This window comes from Weissella confusa, assembly GCA_041871065.1.
GTDB classification, from domain to species: domain Bacteria; phylum Bacillota; class Bacilli; order Lactobacillales; family Lactobacillaceae; genus Weissella; species Weissella confusa_A.
Genome location: CP168942.1, coordinates 1,040,484 through 1,060,515, shown reverse-complemented (window position 1 = coordinate 1,060,515; position 20,032 = coordinate 1,040,484). Strand labels below are relative to the sequence as shown.

Here is a 20,032-nt window from a genome sequence, read left to right as displayed (position 1 = left end):
TTAAAAATTAGCGGATCTTCTTTCCCCAGTATTGGTACAAATCAACCTTCAATGCACCGTTGTACAACTTACGCTTCTTAGTAGCCTTAGCACCGAACGCTTCTTCAAAGCCTTCATCAGACGTCAAAATGTACTTTGACCAAGTTGGCATGTTGTTGTAGATGTGGCCCATCTCACTGTAAAGTTGGCGAGCAGCATCTTCGTCACCCAAACGTTCTCCGTATGGTGGGTTTGCAACCAACACACCGTTAATCTTGTCAGTTGACCAATCCTTGGCAGCCAATTGCTTAAATGTGATGTCGTCACCAACACCAGCAGCTTCAGCGTTTGCCTTAGCGATTTCAATCATGTTTTCGTCAATATCGAATCCTTCAATATCCAACTCAACATCAAAATCGATCATTTGACGTGCTTGTGCCTTCAATGTTTCGCCAATCTTCTTGTCGAACCAATCCCATTGCGTAATATCGAACTCACGGTTCAATCCTGGCGCAATGTTGCGACCAATCAACGCAGCCTCGATGGCAATGGTACCTGAACCAGTCGTTGGGTCAACAAATGGGTTATCAGTAAACCAGTGAGCCAAGTTAACCAATGCAGCGGCCATCGTTTCCTTAAGTGGTGCACCACCCTTTTCAGTACGGTAACCACGCTTGAACAATGAATCACCCGTCGTATCCAACGTAATCATGACGTGATCCTTATCCACGGCTGTCTCCAAAACAAAACGGTTACCCGTTTCTGGCAAGTAGCCACGTGCGTGATAAGCATCCGTCAAGCGGTTAACAATCGCCTTCTTCGTGATTGCTTGCACCGTTGGTACAGAGTGCAAAATAGAATTCTTTGAACGACCATTTACTGGGAATTCAGCATCATATGGCAACAAGTCTTCCCATGGGAATGCCTTCGTCTTTTCGAACAATTGATCGAACGTCTTGGCATCGAATTCTGTTACGACGATTTTGACACGGTCAGCTACACGCAACCACAAGTTAGTGCGGTAAATGTCTTCAACCGTTCCTTGGAAGAAAACACGTCCATTTTCAGTTTGGGTTGCATAACCCATGTCCTTCAACTCACGAGCAACAAGGGCTTCTAGTCCTGCTCCCATGGTGGCCATCAATTTAAATGTTTGCATAATTGTCACCTTTTTCTTAGTTATCACAGCAGCTGTTGGTCTAACCCCCGACTTTAGTCGGGAGTAAGACCAAAGACGCACCTGATAAGTGCGACTTGGTCGCGTCGGAGGTTTAACCTCCGACACTCCCACTCTACTTTATGTATCCCAGTTTCCCGGGTTTAAGTGCAAAAAGAAAGCCGACGCCACAAGGACGTCGGCTGCCTGATGCATCAGCTATAAGCCATGTTTTGTACCGAATATCGATTGGCGGTCAATATTCGGTGGCAATCATCTATCTCAGACATTTCTGTCTCCCCGACCATCACTTCAATTTGTTAGGTCAAGCGCCCCTACCAAAGTTTGGGTTGCCCGCTCGAGGGGTTTACCGCGTTCCACCCGTCGCATTTCTTTGACGGTTCGTCACTGTGGCACTTTAACAACTACTCAACCATAGTTACCCGTAGGTCTTTCGTTGGCCGTCAACCGACAAGTCGGCTGCCTAGCCTTATTTTTTCAGCTAGCACGAACACTACTGACATCGCAGTCAGTGCGAGCATGGACTTTCCTCATACGGCATAAGCCATACGCAATTACCCGCTAATGCATCGTATTTACTTATTATACACTTATTCAGCAGTTTGTGTAGCCTTTTCTTCGGCAACTGGTGCTGGTGCCTCAGAAGCCGTACCAAATACACGGCGTTCCAAGTTAGACAAACGCTTCAAAATATCCATGTTTGTGTTTGCCACTGGCGCTGGAGATGCCTTAGGTGCCGTTGCTGCAACTGACACTTGCTTCGTCAATTCAGCGACTTGAGCCTTCAACTTCTCGTTTTGTGTCGTCAATTCATCAATATTACTTTGGAACGCTTGGTAATCTGACATGATTTCATCCAAGAAAGAATCAACATCCGTCATATCGTATCCAGTACCGATACGCGTCTTCTTAAATTCCTTCGTCAAAATTTCCTCGCGGTTGTGTAGCACGTTTTCCATCACTAGGACTCCTCCGTTTTGTTCGTATTATTAGTTTAACAGGTTTTAAACTCAGTTACAAAAGCACTTTATGTGAATTGTTTGTGTCCTAGTCTTCCCAGAGCGTTTCTTGATACTCAGTCGCGTAGTCTTGTAGGCGATCCAAATCCACCCGGCGTACTGGATAATCGTGGTTTTCAGCAAAATCATGAATGGCAATATCATCATACCGCGCCTTTGATTCCGTCGCTTCTTCATCAAAGAAAATGACCGCCTCGTCGGTGTGCGTCAACATAAAGTTTTGGTAAGTCACCATTTGATTACGGCCAGCAAAATCCCCCTGCGACACAGCGCTGGTAAAATTGACTGAGTTTTTTAATTGCGTCAATTTTTCCGCATTCGCTTCATTCCACTGACTGCCAAACTTACTAAAAGGTGTCATTAAAGCAATTTGAAACTCTGGGTACGCTTCGTCTCGTAATTCTAGCGCAACCTCAATTGCCCACTGTTCAATGCCTAATTGCCCACCGGTAATCAACCAATCCGTGCCATCTTGGATCGCATTTTCCAAAATTTTACGCAATGCATATTTAATAACCATCAATTTTGGGTCTTTTGTGCCCATTACGCCCAGTTCGTAACTACGAAAGCCCGTAATCCAAATTCGATGTAACTCACCATCAACTGTCAACTTCATCACCTCTTTACGTATTACTTACATTATAGGAAAGTTTGTCAGAATAATTGTCATTTTGCTATAATATAAAGGATACCTTAAGACGCAGGAGTACGAAATGGCTATTAACTATCCAAATGGACGCCAATTTAATCCGAGTGCGTTTTCAAAGCCGGTTTCTAAAGGTGTTTCCCAAAGTAACCGTGGTATGTCATTGGAAAATGACTTGAACGACGCAAACGCGTACTACTTAGCAACGGATAAGGCCGTGATCCATAAAAAGCCCACGCCCATCCAAATTGTTAATGTGAGTTATCCCGCCCGTTCAGCCGCGAAAATTACGGAAGCTTACTTTAGACAGGCTTCTACCACAGATTACAATGGTGTTTATAATGGGCATTATATCGACTTCGATGCGAAGGAAACGACCAATAAACAGTCGTTTCCTTTAAAAAATGTCCATGAACATCAGATTAAGCATTTGAAGCAAGTGGTTACACAACACGGACTCGCTTTCATGATTATTCGCTTTTCAAACCTAAACGAGACATACGTCATTTGGGCAGAGCTCTTATTCACTTACTGGGACAATCAAGAAACCCAGCGAAAGTCGATTCCATACGATGTTATTAAGGAAGAAGGCGCTTTGGTTCCCCTCGGAATTAATCCAACCACCCCTTATTTAACCGCTATTGATGAACTGCTTAATCAACGTAAAGTATAAGGAGAACTATTTGTTATGACAGAAGAGATGTCACGCGTGCAAAGGTCACGTTCAAAAAAGAAGACATCCCAGCCAGGTCCAAAGTGGAAGCGATATACAAAGTATACGTTGCTAACCCTAGTGACCCTTGGCGCAGCCGGCACACTAGCCGGAGTTGGTGCTTTCACCTACTATGCTTCATCAGCACCTAAAGTGACAAATGCTGCTCTTGTCGGCACTTCACAAACCCAGTACTTGGATAAGAACGGTGACGTTTTCTATACAAGTGGCTCACAAAAGCGTGAGATGGCCAAGCAATCTGAGATTCCACAAGAAATGCGTATGGCCGTTGTCTCAATTGAAGATCGTCGTTTCTACAAGCACCACGGTGTTGATCCACGTCGTATCCTTGGAGCTGCTTTTGCTAACTTCACTGGATCATCACTCGGTTTGCAAGGTGGGTCTACCCTAACACAACAATTGATTAAGTTGACTGTTTTCTCAACGGCAACCAGTGATCAAACGTTGAAGCGTAAGGCACAAGAAGCTTGGCTTGCTTTGAAGCTAGAAAAGCAATATTCAAAGAATCAAATTCTGACGCTTTACATGAACAAGGTCTATATGGGTAACGGTGTTTACGGTATGAAGACGGCTGCCGATTACTATTTCGGCAAGTCACTCGACCAATTATCAACACCTCAAATGGCATTGTTGGCTGGATTGCCACAATCACCTACTGGCTATGATCCTTACACCAACCCAAAGGATGCCAAGAATCGTCGTGACGAAGTACTTGAAGCGATGGCCCAAAACGGTGTTATCACCCAAGCCAAGGCTAATGAGTACATGAAGACGCCTATCGACGATGGTTTGGTTTCAACTCACACAGATCAACTTGAAAATTCTGAAGAGAAGACTAAGGTTAACCAAGCCTACATCACGTCAGTAAACGAAGAATTGAAGAGTCTCGGCTACAACCCTGACACTGACGGTTTGACGATTCAAACGAATCTTGAGCCCAAGGTTCAAGACCGTGCTTACAACATCGTCAACACGGAAAACTATGTTGCTTGGCCTGATGACGAGATGCAAGTTGGTTTGACGGTGACCGACCCACGTAACGGTGATGTGATTGCCCAAATTGGTGGTCGTAAGGAGACTACCCTATTCGGAACTAATCACGCAACAAACCAAGGTCGTTCATCTGGTTCAACTGCTAAGCCTTTGGTCGCATACGGTCCAGCAATTGAAGATATGAGCTGGTCAACTAACCATGCCGTTGATGATAATGCCTACAAGTATCCTGGCACGAACATCTCCGTGAACGACTTTGACCACCGCTATCTTGGTACGATTTCGATGCGTACAGCGATTGCACAATCTCGTAACATTCCTGCCGTTCAAACATTGCAAGAAGTTGGTTACGACAAGTCAGCTGCATTCTTGAAGAAGCTTGGTATTAACGAGAATCCAAAGAAGATGGTCGGTTCAAACGCCATCGGAATTGATATCTCAACTGAGCAAGAAGCAGCCGCCTACTCTGCTTTCGCAAACGGTGGTACGTATTACAAGCCATCTTACATTTCTAAGATTACCGATCGTAGTGGCGCCGTGAAGAAGTTTAGCTCTAAGGGTTCAACTGCCATGAAGTCTTCTACGGCATTTATGATGACAAGCATGCTGAAGTCAGTTGTCAGCGATTCATACGCTAAGATGATTGCCACTGATGCCTACAACCAAGCTGGTAAGACTGGTACCGTCGCTTATGGCGAAGATTCAAAGATGTCAGCCGACTCAGCTATGGATACATGGTTCACAGGTTACACAAAGAGCGCAACCATTTCTGTTTGGACTGGTTACGACGAACCAAATGAAGTTGGTCACGATTTGACTGGTAACGAGCAATACATCATGTTGAAGGTTTACAGCGCTTTGATGGATTACGTGATGTCTGATTCTTCAATGGACGGATCAGATTGGACCGCTCCTTCAACCGTAAAGCAAGTTTATGTTAACGGTAAGAAGGAATATCAAGTAGCTGGCGCTAACGTGGCAAACGAAAAGACTGTCGGTTATGCCACAACCTACTCGCCAACTTACTCATCTTCACGTGCTACATCAACGTACACGCCGTCAGCAAGTTCAACTTATAGCAGTTCAACACAACCTGCTGAAAGTTCATCTGAAGCTCCAGCTGCATCAAGCGAACCAGCAAGTTCTTCAACACCTGCTAGTTCGTCAGTTCAAAGCTCCAGCTCAACGCCCGCTAGTTCGTCTTCACAGCAACAGCGACAGCCGTAAATAAATTAATTAAAAAGCAAGGGGTCGAATGGTTTAATCACCGTTCGACCCCTTGCTTTTTTAATTACTTATATTTTGACCAGTCAGTATTCAAAATATCAACATTGGTTGGAATATTGACCTTTTCATCCGAATTCAACTGCTTAAACTGCGTACGCTTCTGACGTTCTTGACGAACTTCTTGGACAGAACGATAATTCTTCTTCTGCCAAGCCACCAAAATCGTCTCAATATAACGCAGATTCAACGCTGCATTTAAGACTGCTTCCTGAACGGCAGCCTTGATAAACTCCGGCTTAAAATGATCAACATCAAACCAGTTCTTAACGGTTTCCATCTCCATTTGACTTAATGGTCGCCCGAACTCTTGCTCAATCAGATTGTAAATCGCAGCGCGACTCAAATCGTCCTGATGCGTGACTGGTTGACCTTGCGTTGCAACCCGTTGCGCAGCAGTCATTGCGTCGCTACCTGGTTCAGACACCAATTTGTCGTATAGTGGTTGGAAATCCAGTTGTGTGCTAACACGGCCGGCACCATCGCGCATGCTAACAAAATTAACCAACCCTTTTGCGCGCATGGCTTCAAGATGTCCAAACACCGTTTGTGCATCCCAACCAAGCGTATCCCCAATTTTTTGCGTGCTTGGCTCTAGCTCGCCACGATCAATACCTGCCTTCGTTTGTACATAAACCAGCAGTTCCTCGTTTGTCATGCCAAGGTCACGATAATGTTGTAGTAAATAGTTACTGATGCTCGTTGTACCAGCTTGCATAAACGCTGCAAAATTTAATTTATCTGTCATACGTTCCCCTAACTAAAATTTGAAAGCGTGTTTCCACACTTTTCGATTTTTCTATTATACCCTCATATTTCCGTCAACGCGATGACGATATTTATCGTACGCTGGTGTAAAGGAGGATTTTTAGCATGAATAGTCATGACAATCGCCCACTATGGCTACGTCCCTGGTTCTGGCTCGTAGCATTGTTCTTCATCGGTCGCCGAAAAAAGAAAAACAAATAAAAAATTATTTAAAAACAGGCAAGATCCATATATATCAAGGGATCGCGTCCGTTTTATTGATATAATGTTTACATAAAGTTAGAAGTTGATGTAAAAACACAACATGTCACGTGCAATAACTAGTCCACGTTAAACCTTGTAGGGAAATTTGAGTATGAAATATGGAAAATTCATTACCGGCGCACTAGTCGTTCTAGTGTTAGGTACAGATGGCGTAATGTTGGCCGCAGAACATTACACAAATAAAAAAGCCGAATCTACTAAGGTTCACCATCCAAAAACTAAAATCATCACATCAAGTAGTTCTTCGTCATCATCAGCGAGTTCTTCAACAGAACAAGCAAGCTCAGCTACTGTTGTGACGCCTCAAGATACATATGAACCAGCAGTCGCTACTTCGGCTGACGTGCAAGAATCCGTTGCCGACACTAATGTTCCAAGTGACGACACAGCTTATGCACCTGCCACATCATATTATTCACAACCCGAAACGGCCGAAGTACCAGTTGCTTCTGATTCGCAAGCAACTGCATCCGCAACCCAAGTACAAGATGATGGTACTGCTACTGCAGATACCAGTACCGGTGATGATCTAGCAGCGACACAAGCTTTGCAATGATAATTAAATACATACAAAAAACCACTGAAAGCCGTTATATCAACTGTTTCAGTGGTTTTTGTATGTTTATTTTAGCTTATGGCCACAAACGGTTCATCGTACGTGGGAATGTGTAAATGCTTATACACCAGTAGTTTGAGCGTTTACTGGCGCAAATATGGCGCAAATATTAAGCCTCATATCGGCTGGCGCAAACTAAGCTGAATTAAATTTTTAGTTTGCAGGTTATGACCTGTCATTCCCTCACCTAATTATTGTACAATAAAAAGCCCGCCAGACGAGGAAGTTAATCCAAGTCCAGCGGGCTTTTTTCAAGTAAATCAACTAAAGTTATTATTGAAAATAATTTGAAAAGAACTTAATCATTTTTGCCTTGCTACTAAAGCCTAATGCTTGCGCTTGATTTTCACCGTTTTTTCTTACAGGCTTTATGGCGTTTTGAATATCTTTATAAATGTCTCCAAAACCATAATTTTGATCTATATTATGAGCCAAATAAACTATCGGAATAATAACGCTGGCTAATTTATTAGTTATCTCAGTTTTACCATTTTTTCGTTCGTGAACATGTAAATATTCTCTCCATTCGACTTTAGATTTTGGCACAGTTTTAAATTCAATATCAATTAAATTAGAACTGTGTGCACAAACGTTTCTAACTAAAACCATTGCCCCAATCCATGAATTTAATTCAGAACTACCACAATTAAAATTTTTAGCAATTTTATCCTTACTTTCCAACGGTAAAAGTTGGTAAATATGATGTAATTGTCCAAATGATAATAAATCAAATGCTAGCCAAACGGTAGGATACTTCTTAGGTTGAGAACCATTTTCTACTTTATTATATTTATTATCTTTTAAAGTGAGATTTTTTTCGTCAAAATATTCTGGATTTGAATATTCATTCATATTTTTAATTCTTTTCAAAATTGTATTTTTTATCAAAGATTGTTCTCCAATAATATACTCAGAGGTATAACGTCCTTGATCAGCCCAAACTAAAAAGTCCAAATATCCAAATGGGCCAGAGTCATTACCTATTAGCTCGGCAAGACTGTTTTTAAAGGCTAGTTCAATCATTTCGATAATATGTAATAAATGTATTCTTAGGTTTTTATCAAAAAAATATCGTTTTAACACACTGCTGAATAGTAGTCCATCATATAGACCATCCCTTACAAATGGCTTTGCGTATTCTTTTAACTTATAGTATCCGATATTTTTAATGTAGATACTTGCATTTTCTGAATCGATTGTCATCTTTCGATCACTAAAAACATTTACAAGTTTTTGATCTTCATCTTGTATATTCATTTTTAATTCCAACTTTACTATAAAAAAAGCCCGAACATAATTGCCCGGGGACTTGATATACCTTTATTATATGCGGCACCATATTGAATGTCAATTTCAATACAGAAAAGCCCGCCAGACGAGGAAGTTAATCCAAGTCCAGACGGGCTTAATTATTAGTTCGCGTTACAACAAAGTCACACCTTCATTAAGCTGTGCAACTTCTCTTTGATTCAACACTACGTTGTCAGTAACAAATCTAGCTTTTGATTTTACTATATCGAATAGATACTCCGAAAGTCCAATACTTGCCTTTACAGAGTCCGAAATTTCAACTCCTTCAAGTATAAACCTAGTATCCATCCCTAAATAAGATCGTCGAACAACGGGAGACATATCACCTGGATTTAGAACTAAGTAGTTATTTAAAACCGCTTGCTCTACAAGTTGAGGTTTAGCTGTTTGAATCGCAAAAACAGAAAACCTATCATTCTCCACAACATACATATGTTTTTTATAAGCTAATCCGGATTCAATACTCGGAAAGGGTATAAACATTTTTACAACATCGGAAGGATTAATCAATTGCCAGCCTCCCGTCATTGTCAATTTCAACAAATATTGGGTTCATAAGACTCGTATCAGTTGACAGCTTTTCCAATACCTCAATATGTTCAGAAGTAAGATTTTCTTTATCGCTCTTAGAAATAACAAAATGCTTACCGAACGTATGAATGACTTCGGAGTTCCTTATAAACGTATCATCATACATTGTGTACAGCCTGTGTGCCCTTTCCATGTCAGTAGAAGAAAAGTTCTTTTCACTTGCTGAAACATTATCATTCCAACTTCCTGACAATTTAATGGCAGGTATTTTCCAAAAATCAAACGTATGAGTCAGTTCAGAAATTTCCTCAGTGTTTAGAATTTGAACCAAAAAATCCGCCTTGCGTGCGATTTCTTGATCAACCTTCTCCTCTACTTTTTTAAAAGCAGTTACAAAATCGGCACCCCTATAAGTATAATCACCATATGCTACCGAATTGACTGGGCCGTGCATCCATATTTTAAATCTACCCAAGTCATATTCTTTTTCGTTTACCTTGGAGAAAACCTCGTAGAAAAACAAAAATTTTTGAAACTTACGGGTATTTTGATATGACCTTGGATCGTTTTCATAGAGCCAGTTAGCAAGTGCTAACTCGTTAGAATTAGAATTAATTATGCTCATGCAAACCTCCATTAAATTTGATAATTAATTTATAATACAGCACAAACCACCATTAATCAACAGCTTATATTACAAATACCTAAATTTTGTTAAGCTTCGCCTCATTATAATTGGTGTTTTAAAGTGCCAGTATTAATCAATTAAGCAAAAAAGCCCGCCTAGATTAAGTGCAATAACACCTAGTCCAGACGGGCTTTATCTATTTGTGACCGACAATATTGTCGGTCACAAACTGATCGAATTCGACCTGTTTACTTATTCAGCGTATGCAGCCTTCAACCAGACAGACTCGCCATTCATCTCTACTTCAATTGATGATCCAACGCGTTGCAATACCGTGTACTTACCATTCAAAGTGAAGTATTCCGGAACTCCGTTGTTACCAAGGCCGTTTTGGTCCGCCAATGGGTTACCATGACGGTCGGTCAACGTTACTGATGCAGCTGGCATATCGTTGTGATAGTCTGCTACTGGAATAGCCATATCATTATTTCGAACGTACACACCACCCAGCTCATATTGCCAGCTATCCAGATAGAATACACCGTTAAACTCTGCCGAGTCATCTTGCGTGTTAGCGTCCAAGATTTCGACGTTCTTCTTTGATACCCAAGAATAGATGTCATCAAGCAACACGCGGTCGCCATCAACTTCTAACACCTTGTGTGGAACACCCTTGATATAGTCAGGAATGTTCTCACCAGTTGCGTAGTTCTTAGCACTGAAGTTTACCTTAACAGTCATACCTGGCGCAATGTCTGCCTTTGGCGTGTTGTCAGCTTCCTTACCAGCATCAACGGCAGGTGTATCCGTGTTTGGCTTGTTAGGGTTACCGTTCTTGTAACCATTATCAGTAACACCGCTCAAATCAACGTTACCGTCCAACCCACCGGCAATATAAGTCGATGTGAATTGGAACAACCCGACATTATCGAATGATGGAAAGTAGTTATAGTTTGGCTCTGGCGTCACTTCGTAGTTTGGATATTCAGCAAGCCACAATTCATATGACTTAGCAATGCGTTGCAGGTCTGTTGAGGATTGCAAGTAGTTCTTGTATCCATAAACCATTGGTGTGTAACCAGCGTCCTTAATGCGTTGCAAGGCGTGCATGATTACGTCGGTATTTTGCACGCCACTCTCAACATCAAGAGCGACAATCGACCCCTTTGGCGTTTGAATTTTCGGCAAGAAGTAGTCCAATACCTTATCAGCCGCCGCATAATCAGTGATATCTTGCCACCACATATACGTGTGAGCGCGCTTGCCCTGAGCAATTGCGTATTGGACTTGCGTGGCATAAGTAGATTGATCATAGATGTACCCGTGATAACCACCAATTTGAGCGATGGCAAACTTATCGTGGCCATATCCAAACTTACCTTGTGAACCTTGGTAGATTGACCAATCAACACCCTGGTCACCTTTGGCAGCCTGTACTGATGGTACTGATCCCATAATTAAAAGCGCTCCAGTCGTAACCAAAGCGCTTTTCAGCAATTTATTCATATTAAACCTTCGTTGTTGTCGTTACCTGAGTGGGAGCTGAGCTTACTGGAGCTTCTACTGCCGAACTTGCTGGTAGTCCTTCAGGAACTCCAATGATTGGGTCTGGCACGTAAATGTCTGATGCAGCCACCATATTCTTGATTTTAGCAAGCGCCAACTTATTCCAATCAGCTGTATTGTCAGCAAGTGTTACACCGTCAGCCTTCGTCAAAACAGTTTGACCGCCCAAATATTGAGATGGATCTTCTGTGTTATGAATTGAATAAGGCATAATGACCTGTGAGATTTCAATTCCCACTGGTCCATTTTCCGGCCGCACTTGCGGATCTGCGAAGTTTACTGTTACTATCATTTTTATTTCCTTTCATGATGCCGTTAAATGTTGGCAGATACCCATGTCTTACCATCTGTCGTTTTTTGAATACCACTTGTGGTAACCCTTAGCCCGTAATTACCCGCCAATATGGTAGTTGTTGCAAGAGTTGTGTTGCCTACAAGCGCCTTATCCCCTGCAAGCGTTTCGTTTCCTGTCTTGTGGACTAGTTGTGCATCGTTGCTTGACGCGTCTTCTGGTGCTGGCGTCCAGTCAGTAGCAACGTTTCCGGCTTCTAGCTTCAACTCCTTCATTGTGAAGGACTCATTTCCTGTAAAACCAGAAGCGTATTGATTATTATTAGCGCCTTGAATTCTGATGAAAAAACTTGTGGTAGTAGAAGGAATTGTAAATGTATATACTACCGTAGTCCATGTATTAATGTTAATTGCATTACATTTAAACATTGGCCATTCTGCTACATCGCTTTTGATTCCAACACGAAGAGCAACTTGCGGAACGTCTCCTTTAACTTTAACTGATAACGTATAAGTTTTACCGGCCACAATAGGAGTTGTGGTTATGCTTGCAAAAGCTTTTGTCAGTCCATAGAACCACTCCTTATTGCCGTTATTGTTTGAAACTTTTATTCCTTCATTTGAATAACTAACGGACGGCGTGTTGTCAGAAATACCCCCTTTCAACACAGGCCTAATCGAGTCAGACGAGTTCATACCTGACGAATTCAATAGGTAATTCCGTCCACCTACTGAAATCTGAGATAGGTCCATATCACCCTTAGGCCCTTGTGGTCCCTGGGGTCCTTGGATACCTTGGTCTCCCTTAGGGCCAATATCTCCCTTAGGTCCCACAGGGCCTTGAATACCTTGGTCTCCCTTATCACCCTTATCTCCCTTGGGTCCAACCGGTCCAGCAGGTCCTTGGGCACCAGTATCACCCTTATCACCCTTGGGAAGCATCTTTGCGTATTCAGCAATCTTCTCATCAACTGAAGCCAAAACCGTATCAAATGTAATCTGCGGGACTAACTTCCCTTGTGTGCCATGAAGGTTCTTACCTACCGTGAAGTCGATTGTGCCTTGTGAGGGGTATACCTCAACATCACCGTCTTCGTTGGTAACAGATACTTCCATGTGATACGTGTCAGGCGTCAATTGCTTTAATAAGTCATTTGAGAAATCCAACGAAACCACGTTACCATCAACCACAGCTGGTGCATCGAATAGATAGCCAGAATCATTAGCAATCACGAATGACACCGCCTTACCAGTGACATCTTGTGCCTGACCTTCATTCCAGAGCCGAAAATCAAAGACTGTTGATGTATCGGCCACCTTGTTTAGGGTGTCGCCCAAAATCTTTACTGTTTTCATTTAATCGTTCCCTTCTTCATCTCTTTGACAGCCCATTCAATTGCGTCATCAATCTGCTTAGCAGTGAACAGATGAGCCTTGTCAGCCTTCATAAGATAATCTGTAATCATCTTGATGGCTTGAGCCTTTTGCGTTTGGCCACCGTCAAAGGTCACCTCAGCCCAATTCACTGCATTTTCTGCAATACCTAACAAGGCTGTTAGCCTCTTATTGCGGGCGAATCGTGCTGAAGCCCAACCAATGAGCAAAATTAAAAGCGCTGGAACAATACCTGACTGCCAAAGCGCTTCTGCAAGGGTTATTAAGTTATTTGTCATCTTGATGTTCCCTCCAATCCTCGATTACTCTGATACGTGTTTCGTGGTCGTCAATGCGATGATCGTACCCTTTCAAGGTGTCCTGCAAACCGGCAATCGTCTTATTCAGACTGTCGATTGCTTTGACAAAAGTCATCTTGATTACGAACCACATTGCGGCACTTAGGGTTGCCAGAACTGCGAGCCAGCCCGCTAAGTCGTGTGGAAAAAATCCCATATCCTACGCCTTTCTTTTATTACTTAAAGTAGCTGTCAGTTGCCTTCCTTTTTCGGATTATTCTGGCCAAACGTCACTAGTCGTATATGTCACGGACGAAACAATATACTTTGAAGTGTCTGATATGACTCCTGACATACCTCGATAAGTAAACATCATTTCCTTTGAGGATACGTCATATTCACATCGACCGAACCCGATAGCGCTACTGTACTCAATGAATACTGTTTGACTCCAGTCATCTGGCGCAAATCCATCAGGGACAGTGGCACGGAACAATTCACTTGCATAATTTGGTGTCTGTGAATTTTTCCAGCTTGCGCCTGTGTAGTTACCTGAAACCTCAACGTGCACAGCGTTACCCGTCCTTCTGAACTTGAACGACATGCCGTTCGTACCGCTTACCGTACGAGTTACAACTGGGGTTGCTACGGAAATTGAAACGTTGCCAGAACCATCAATCGAAGCTGACCCTGAAACTGTATCAGTCAGTGATAGAGTACGCGCCGTTTGCCACTTTGTAGCCGTTGTGGCATTTCCAGATAGATTACCAACAATACCCTTGTCGAACGTAGCTGTTTCAGTAAAGTGATTTTCAACGTTCAGCATAGCCACTTGCTTGGAGTTGATTTGCCCTGCCAGATTCTCAACTGACGTTTTCAAAGTTTCATAAGCAAGTTGTTGTGCCTTGATATTGTCATTCAAACCACTGATACGTGAGTTTGCTTCATCAACAGCCTTTTGTACTGAATCGATGTAGTCCTTTGAAGCATTAGCCGTGAACAGAATGTTGTTAGCCAGTACCGTGAACGTTACTGGGATTGAGCTGATAACCGTACCAGCGCCATCTTGAACACTTAGGTAGGCTTCTTCAATGTCCCCAGCTGATTGATACATCTCTCCCGGGATTAGCATTGAGAACAGCCCACCAGTGGCTGAAATCATGTCGTGAACCCCAGAAATTTGCTTAACCTTACCTGCTGAGTCCTTTGCCGTAAGAACAACGTTTTGTCCGTCTAAGTTGTGTGGCAAGTTGCCGTCCTTGATAGCAAAGTAAACGATACGTCCATTGTCGCCTTGGCGTCCTGAGAGTGAGTCAATCAACGTCACATCAGTTGTGTCTAGCAACGTGTTAACAACGGCATATCGACCCTGTGATTGTGCTTGTGTAGCCATATTTTCTTAATTCCTTTCGATTAAACCGTTGAGAATCATAATCTCAACCATGTTTCGTAATGTGTTTTCCATATCAACCAAGTGGCCGTTGAAGTCATCATAAGATTCCCCCAAACCGCTTAGATCGCTTCCCCAGTATTCATGTCCTTTGGCCTGTATGCCCTCCATATCGACAAAATGATACTCATTGAAGATGTCCACCAGTCGATTGAGGTTGTTTTTGAGCAAAATTAAAGCACTCCCAATATTTGAGAATGCTTGCTCGTTGTATTCTGAAATGTTCAGCGTCTTCATTGGCATAGGCATATCTGTAATCATGCCAACATCATAAAATGCTTGGTAAATCTGTTGTGCTGTATCATCAGCTCCAGAAATACGCTTAGGTAAATCCAATATCATTTACTTCACCACCTTTGTTGTCAGTGTCCCCTTATCATCAACCACCAGTTGATACTTCGTACCATTGGGGCTGGTCAATACCACTGTGCTCAAGTCAGGCTTGCCTGCGATAGCTTGCCAATGGGTGTAGGCATAAGCCTTATTCCCATCGGGGTCAGCATATTGCACGATTGGCGTGCTCTTAGGCGGCTCCGGTTCTGGGTTGGGGTCTGGATCTGGGTCAATCCGGTCTGACTTAGCATAGGCTTGCCACGCTTTGTCGTCACCATAGAACTTGTCCAAATCCAGATTGCCATCATAGCCACTTAGGCGCCCCGTTGAAGCGTATTGGAATATTGCTGGTCCACTCCATGAACCATAACCATTAGCGTCTGTCCATGGGTCATCTTGGTACCCAGTGGGGTTTGAATCTGCGTATTGGGCGACCCAGAGACCATAATTGGCACTCACCGTTGACCAGTCATAACTGCTTGTGACTGACTTGCTCATGTAAATCAATGGCCTGATGCCGGTCTGCTGATACACGTAATCCAAAAAGGCCTTAGCGTAACCAACACCTTGCGTTACAACAGCACCTTCCCAGTCCAACACCAAGATTGCTTCTCCAAGGTAACCCTGAATGTTGCTAAGGAAGAATTTGGCCTCTTCCACAGCACCGACACCTGTCGCAAAGTGGTACACACCTAACAACCGGCCTGCTGACTTAGCTCCTTGGTACTGCGTATCAGCTTCGGGTGATACATAGGTAGTTCCTTCGGTGGCTTTAATAATGATGAAATCAGCTGGTACTGCGCTTAGGTTAATGCCAGCCTGCCAATTGCTTATGTCGATTCCATTTAATGCCATTAGCTGTCTACCTTTCCGATAACCCACATGTTATCTGTTGTCATGTTCTTTTTTGCTGTGTCGACTGTTGATTGTTGTACCTTTTGGGCGTCCAGATAATTCTTGCGGGTGTTGTTCAGCGTAACTTGTACCGCTGTTGTCGCAAACGGTGCCCTTACAATGCTGACCACTTCAACTGAAGTCAGGAACCCGTTTTCAATCATCTGTACCGTCCAATTTTCACCTAAAGCAACGTCTTCATTACCGGCTGATGTAACTGTCATAGCCAACGATGGCTCTAATACAAACGATTGGGAAGCCAAGTTCTTCATGGCGTCTGTTGAAGTAATCTTGTCACTTTCAACCCTTGCACCTTCTTTAATTCCCCACTTAGCAACTGAATCTGCGTCCTGTATCTTGAAGGGTGAGAATGCTGGTTGTTCCATGGTTGATACAGCTTGCACCGTGTTTACAATGCTGGTGGCGTCATATTGAAGTTGTACTGCGGCAGTATCATGGCGATACCTGAACACCTTACGAGTATTGATCACATATGAATCTTTGTCGTACAAATGAATGACCCTGTTATCAGGTGCGATGGCATATACATCAAATGCACTCTTGATTGTTGATAGCCCTCCAATAATTGACGTGTTACCAAAATCTGTTAGCGTCTTGTTGCTGTCGAACTTACCATGAATCTGATATGAGTAGCCATCACCAATATCTCTGAGCAGGAAATTCAAGGCGTCTGTCAGACTGAACGAATTATCACCCTGTCTAACGTTGTACTGGAACCGATTGTTGAGCTGGTAAAAGATGTGTGTTGCCGTAACCGTTACGTTGTTCACCCCGCCAGTGTTGTCATCAGTCACCTGCTTAATCACGTAGGTTTGACCGTCATATTGCACCAGATTCTCCACTTGCAACAAGGCAAACCCAAGTGACTCATCATCATATGCTTGGAAATCAACTTGGTAAGCTTCATTCTTCGTACGGGTAATTTGAAACGTGCTGAAATTCAATGAGGATAACGCCTGTGTGGACTTGCCGTCCCTCGATTGAATAACAACCTTATCTTTACTGTAATCCATTTAGAAGTACAAAAATGGGAAGCTGAAGGTAACATTGGCATTGCTTAGTCCACTTAAACGAATGTCATTATCTCCACGTTCCAACTCGATATGACCAAAGTTCGTATCTACGTTAGTTGAACCGTTCAACTTTGGTACCACACCATTCAATACGAATATATCACTGGTGGTCATCGCTTCATTCAACTCGATATTGGTACCATTTGTCTGATTGGTCAAGGTGAACGCCCCAGAACCCTTCACTGTAATAACCAAATCATGATGGTTAACATATGGATCGATAGCTACATCGCTTGGATTGTAAATGTTGAATCGATTACTGATGCCAACATAGCTCAACGGCTCGGCCGGTAGATTCATACCAAAGCCCAAGCTGCTTAAGTCATCGGGTAACTTATCCGACCTGACCAAACTCTGTGCCATACCACTTGGATTAGTGAATATGAGGTCTACCGTTCCTTGCGATGAGGCTTGAATCGGTGTGATGTCAGTTGGGTTGGCCATTACCCAAAACGTCTTATACGGCTCCTGTGAACTTCTCAGGCGTATCAAGCTACGTTGGTAGAAGATGCGTTGTAACTCCGCTTTGAGCAACCTAAAATCAGCCATGTTGCGCCCCTTAATGAACAGTGAAACCGTTACTTGATTGGCTCCATAGGTGGCTGTTTGTAACCGTTGGCCATCTGAGCCGGCTATTGTTAGCCAGTTGCCAGATAACTGAGGTGCTGATGACTTCATATCCAGAAACTTCACAGATGGAAGTCTGGCTGTTAAGTCATATTCTTGGCCACCGTAGGGCTGTATGAATAATTTCATAACAGGAATATCCTTTCGTTAAATTGATTGATAATTGTGTGTTGCTTGAGCCATACCCATTTGGTTCATCAAGTTGGGTAAGTTGATACCGCCTTGAGCCTGCATTGTCTTGAGCTGGTCTTGGTTAACGCCAAGCATGAGTGACAATAGCGCAATTACGTTGTCGAACTTTTGCTCCAACTGTGCTGTATCTGATTGAACTACAACCTGTTGTGGTTGTGCCCCATTGATACGTTGGTTAGCTTCTGCAAGCAATTGGTTGGCTCTTGGCTTACGTGATGGATTCATTGGGATAACCACTTCTGGGAACCCTTCTTCACCCATTTCCGCAAACGTACGTGAGTTAATCCAACCACCATTGGCAAATCTCTTAGCACCCCAAGGCCCCCAACCACGCTTAACACCAGTTGGTGCCAAAGCTGAACGCCAATCCACCATGTTGAACACGGCAAGGAACTGATCTAAGGCTGACAGAATGTTGTTGTGGCCTGGGTACTTCCAAGCATTAAACGTCCCAACCTTGTATTGGAACAATCCTCGTGGCTTACCAGTACCATCATGGTCATCGTAACCAGTGTTGATACTTGGGTTCACGTTTGACTCGAACATGGCTTGTGACCATAGCTGTGCCAAATCTGCACCTGATAGGTGTTCTCCAATCATGTCGGCAGCTTTACGGGCTGTCTTATTGAAGGATTCCTTTGACATAGCACCTTCACCGCCCTGTGCTACAACGTCCTCATCTTCGTGCTTCTTTTTCAAAGACTTGAACATGCTGACAATTGGGTCTGCAATACCTTGAACCAATCCATTGGCCATAGCTGGTGCGATGTTCGTTACCAGAGGGCTTCCTGTGATACCTGAGACCGCCTTGTTCATAACATTTCCCAACGCCTTGATTGGGTGTGCGATGAACTCCGTTAACTTGTCCCACTTATCTGAAATCCAACCAATTGCTGTATCAAGCCAGTTATCAGTACCATTGGCAAACTTAGGAAGTGCATGGGCTGGGATAACTGTTTCACCACCTGAGAAGTTAACCAATCTGTTGCGACCTTCAAGGACTGTAGCACGTCCAGAGTTATCAATAATTGCTTCTTGGTAGTGCTCTCCTGGGGCGTCATTAACGATTGCCAGCCCCTTAGGAGCTCCCTTGGTACCATTGGCAAACTTCGGAATCTTACCGATGGCTTCCTTCTTACCACCAAACGTATGGATAACTGTGTTGATACCACCAATACCGGTGTTGATTACACCAATAACATTATTGATGCCGTCACGGGCAAAGTCCTTCAAGCCGTTCCACATATCAGACCAGAATCCCGATACCTTATCTTTGATGGTTTGGAAAGTGTTCCAAATCTTAGAACTAAAGCCTTCGATGCCAGACTTGATTGAACCAACCTTCTTACCGAAGATTGACTCTACATAGTCCCACAGTGCATTCCAGATACCTCGAATGTCTTTACCAAGATTTCCCCAGTTTCCTGTAAAGAAATCAGTAAACGTCCTAATAATACGCTTGTACACATTGATGTACTTATCGAATACGTTCCCAACGTAACTCCACGTTGAGTTCCAAGCTTTACCAATGCCATCAGTAAATGAATTCCAGCCCTTACTGAAGCTACGACTGAATGAGTTGTAACCCTTTGTTACTGATGACCAAGCATTACCAAACCACTTCGTAATTCCTTCAAAGAACTGCTTAGCAGACTTAACCAAGCCGTCTACGAATTGTCGGAACTTCTTATTGTGCTTGTACAGCTCAACCAATGCCACAATAATGGCTGTGATAGCTGTTACCAACAAGATAAGTGGGTTAGCCTTAAGGAAGTTAAATGCCAACTTAAGTCCTTGACCTGTTGCCTTAGCTGTTTTCACAAGCCCAGCCATTGCCAAGTTAGCTCCTTTGGTAGCAACCGAAGCTGTAAACTTCAAAGATTTACCAATCAGCTTGCCAGTACCTAAAGCAACTGTCTTGATAGCTCCAAGACTCTTCGTGAATGCCTTCTTACCCAAGTTG

Annotated in this window: 21 protein-coding genes and 1 other RNA gene; 3 read left to right on the top strand and 19 right to left on the bottom strand. The window is 43.1% G+C overall.

Translation table 11 applies throughout. The annotated features are described in order from the left end of the window. Positions 1 to 7: 7 nt before the first annotated feature. From ACAW68_04865 to ACAW68_04850, 4 genes are all read right to left on the bottom strand, one after another. Positions 8 to 1,138: a class I SAM-dependent RNA methyltransferase gene (locus tag ACAW68_04865; GenBank protein XGA16894.1), complete on the bottom strand. Its 1,131-nt coding sequence runs from the start codon at positions 1,136 to 1,138 to the stop codon at positions 8 to 10. Positions 1,139 to 1,352: 214 nt separating this feature from the next. Next, positions 1,353 to 1,722: RNase P RNA component class B (gene rnpB / locus ACAW68_04860), an RNA gene on the bottom strand. Positions 1,723 to 1,746: 24 nt separating this feature from the next. After that, positions 1,747 to 2,115 carry a cell division regulator GpsB gene (gene gpsB, locus ACAW68_04855; GenBank protein XGA16893.1) on the bottom strand — a complete coding sequence of 123 codons (369 nt, stop codon included), beginning with the start codon at positions 2,113 to 2,115 and terminating at the stop codon, positions 1,747 to 1,749. A gap of 88 nt (positions 2,116 to 2,203) precedes the next feature. Continuing rightward, a complete protein-coding gene (locus tag ACAW68_04850; protein ID XGA16892.1) occupies positions 2,204 to 2,785 on the bottom strand; it encodes an SLOG family protein in 582 nt (193 codons plus the stop codon). Between the two features lie 103 nt (positions 2,786 to 2,888). Here ACAW68_04850 and recU point away from each other — a divergent pair, with 103 nt between their 5' ends. Beyond that, entirely contained in the window at positions 2,889 to 3,494 is a 606-nt protein-coding gene (gene recU, locus ACAW68_04845; GenBank protein XGA16891.1) for a Holliday junction resolvase RecU, read from the top strand. A 15-nt stretch (positions 3,495 to 3,509) separates the two neighbouring features. Further along, the gene (locus tag ACAW68_04840) at positions 3,510 to 5,774 is read left to right on the top strand and encodes a PBP1A family penicillin-binding protein (protein XGA16890.1); all 2,265 of its coding nucleotides are present in this window, start codon (positions 3,510 to 3,512) and stop codon (positions 5,772 to 5,774) included. A 64-nt stretch (positions 5,775 to 5,838) separates the two neighbouring features. Here the strand turns inward: ACAW68_04840 and ACAW68_04835 are convergent, their stop codons facing one another. Further along, entirely contained in the window at positions 5,839 to 6,579 is a 741-nt protein-coding gene (locus ACAW68_04835) for a DnaD domain-containing protein (GenBank protein XGA16889.1), read from the bottom strand. A gap of 375 nt (positions 6,580 to 6,954) precedes the next feature. Here ACAW68_04835 and ACAW68_04830 point away from each other — a divergent pair, with 375 nt between their 5' ends. Continuing rightward, a complete protein-coding gene (locus ACAW68_04830) occupies positions 6,955 to 7,419 on the top strand; it encodes a hypothetical protein (protein XGA16888.1) in 465 nt (154 codons plus the stop codon). 333 nt (positions 7,420 to 7,752) lie between these two features. Here the strand turns inward: ACAW68_04830 and ACAW68_04825 are convergent, their stop codons facing one another. The 14 genes from ACAW68_04825 to ACAW68_04760 all read right to left on the bottom strand — a co-directional run bounded on the left by ACAW68_04825 (position 7,753) and on the right by ACAW68_04760 (position 20,028). Further along, positions 7,753 to 8,736 carry an Abi family protein gene (locus tag ACAW68_04825; protein ID XGA16887.1) on the bottom strand — a complete coding sequence of 328 codons (984 nt, stop codon included), beginning with the start codon at positions 8,734 to 8,736 and terminating at the stop codon, positions 7,753 to 7,755. A 165-nt stretch (positions 8,737 to 8,901) separates the two neighbouring features. After that, complete coding sequence (locus ACAW68_04820; protein XGA16886.1) at positions 8,902 to 9,300, bottom strand: hypothetical protein; 399 nt, start codon at positions 9,298 to 9,300, stop codon at positions 8,902 to 8,904. After that, on the bottom strand, positions 9,293 to 9,946 hold the full coding sequence (locus ACAW68_04815; GenBank protein ID XGA16885.1) for a hypothetical protein: 654 nt from the start codon (positions 9,944 to 9,946) through the stop codon (positions 9,293 to 9,295). The genes ACAW68_04820 and ACAW68_04815 overlap by 8 nt, the downstream gene beginning before the upstream one ends. 255 nt (positions 9,947 to 10,201) lie before the next feature. Then, on the bottom strand, positions 10,202 to 11,455 hold the full coding sequence (locus ACAW68_04810; protein ID XGA16884.1) for a GH25 family lysozyme: 1,254 nt from the start codon (positions 11,453 to 11,455) through the stop codon (positions 10,202 to 10,204). A 1-nt stretch (position 11,456) separates the two neighbouring features. After that, positions 11,457 to 11,807 carry a hypothetical protein gene (locus ACAW68_04805; protein XGA16883.1) on the bottom strand — a complete coding sequence of 117 codons (351 nt, stop codon included), beginning with the start codon at positions 11,805 to 11,807 and terminating at the stop codon, positions 11,457 to 11,459. Positions 11,808 to 11,830: 23 nt separating this feature from the next. Then, the gene (locus tag ACAW68_04800; protein ID XGA16882.1) at positions 11,831 to 13,162 is read right to left on the bottom strand and encodes a carbohydrate binding domain-containing protein; all 1,332 of its coding nucleotides are present in this window, start codon (positions 13,160 to 13,162) and stop codon (positions 11,831 to 11,833) included. Next, the gene (locus ACAW68_04795) at positions 13,159 to 13,479 is read right to left on the bottom strand and encodes a phage holin (GenBank protein XGA16881.1); all 321 of its coding nucleotides are present in this window, start codon (positions 13,477 to 13,479) and stop codon (positions 13,159 to 13,161) included. The genes ACAW68_04800 and ACAW68_04795 overlap by 4 nt, the downstream gene beginning before the upstream one ends. Continuing rightward, complete coding sequence (locus ACAW68_04790; GenBank protein ID XGA16880.1) at positions 13,469 to 13,696, bottom strand: hypothetical protein; 228 nt, start codon at positions 13,694 to 13,696, stop codon at positions 13,469 to 13,471. The genes ACAW68_04795 and ACAW68_04790 overlap by 11 nt, the downstream gene beginning before the upstream one ends. A 57-nt stretch (positions 13,697 to 13,753) precedes the next feature. Further along, positions 13,754 to 14,872, bottom strand: coding sequence for a BppU family phage baseplate upper protein (locus ACAW68_04785; protein ID XGA16879.1), 1,119 nt, complete (start codon positions 14,870 to 14,872; stop codon positions 13,754 to 13,756). A gap of 6 nt (positions 14,873 to 14,878) precedes the next feature. After that, positions 14,879 to 15,271, bottom strand: coding sequence for a hypothetical protein (locus ACAW68_04780; protein XGA16878.1), 393 nt, complete (start codon positions 15,269 to 15,271; stop codon positions 14,879 to 14,881). Further along, positions 15,272 to 16,117 carry a GH25 family lysozyme gene (locus ACAW68_04775; GenBank protein ID XGA16877.1) on the bottom strand — a complete coding sequence of 282 codons (846 nt, stop codon included), beginning with the start codon at positions 16,115 to 16,117 and terminating at the stop codon, positions 15,272 to 15,274. Then, complete coding sequence (locus ACAW68_04770; protein ID XGA16876.1) at positions 16,117 to 17,190, bottom strand: prophage endopeptidase tail family protein; 1,074 nt, start codon at positions 17,188 to 17,190, stop codon at positions 16,117 to 16,119. The genes ACAW68_04775 and ACAW68_04770 overlap by 1 nt, the downstream gene beginning before the upstream one ends. Next, positions 17,191 to 18,006, bottom strand: coding sequence for a phage tail domain-containing protein (locus ACAW68_04765; protein ID XGA16875.1), 816 nt, complete (start codon positions 18,004 to 18,006; stop codon positions 17,191 to 17,193). A gap of 18 nt (positions 18,007 to 18,024) precedes the next feature. Further along, positions 18,025 to 20,028, bottom strand: coding sequence for a hypothetical protein (locus ACAW68_04760; protein ID XGA16874.1), 2,004 nt, complete (start codon positions 20,026 to 20,028; stop codon positions 18,025 to 18,027). Between the last annotated feature and the right edge of the window lie 4 nt (positions 20,029 to 20,032).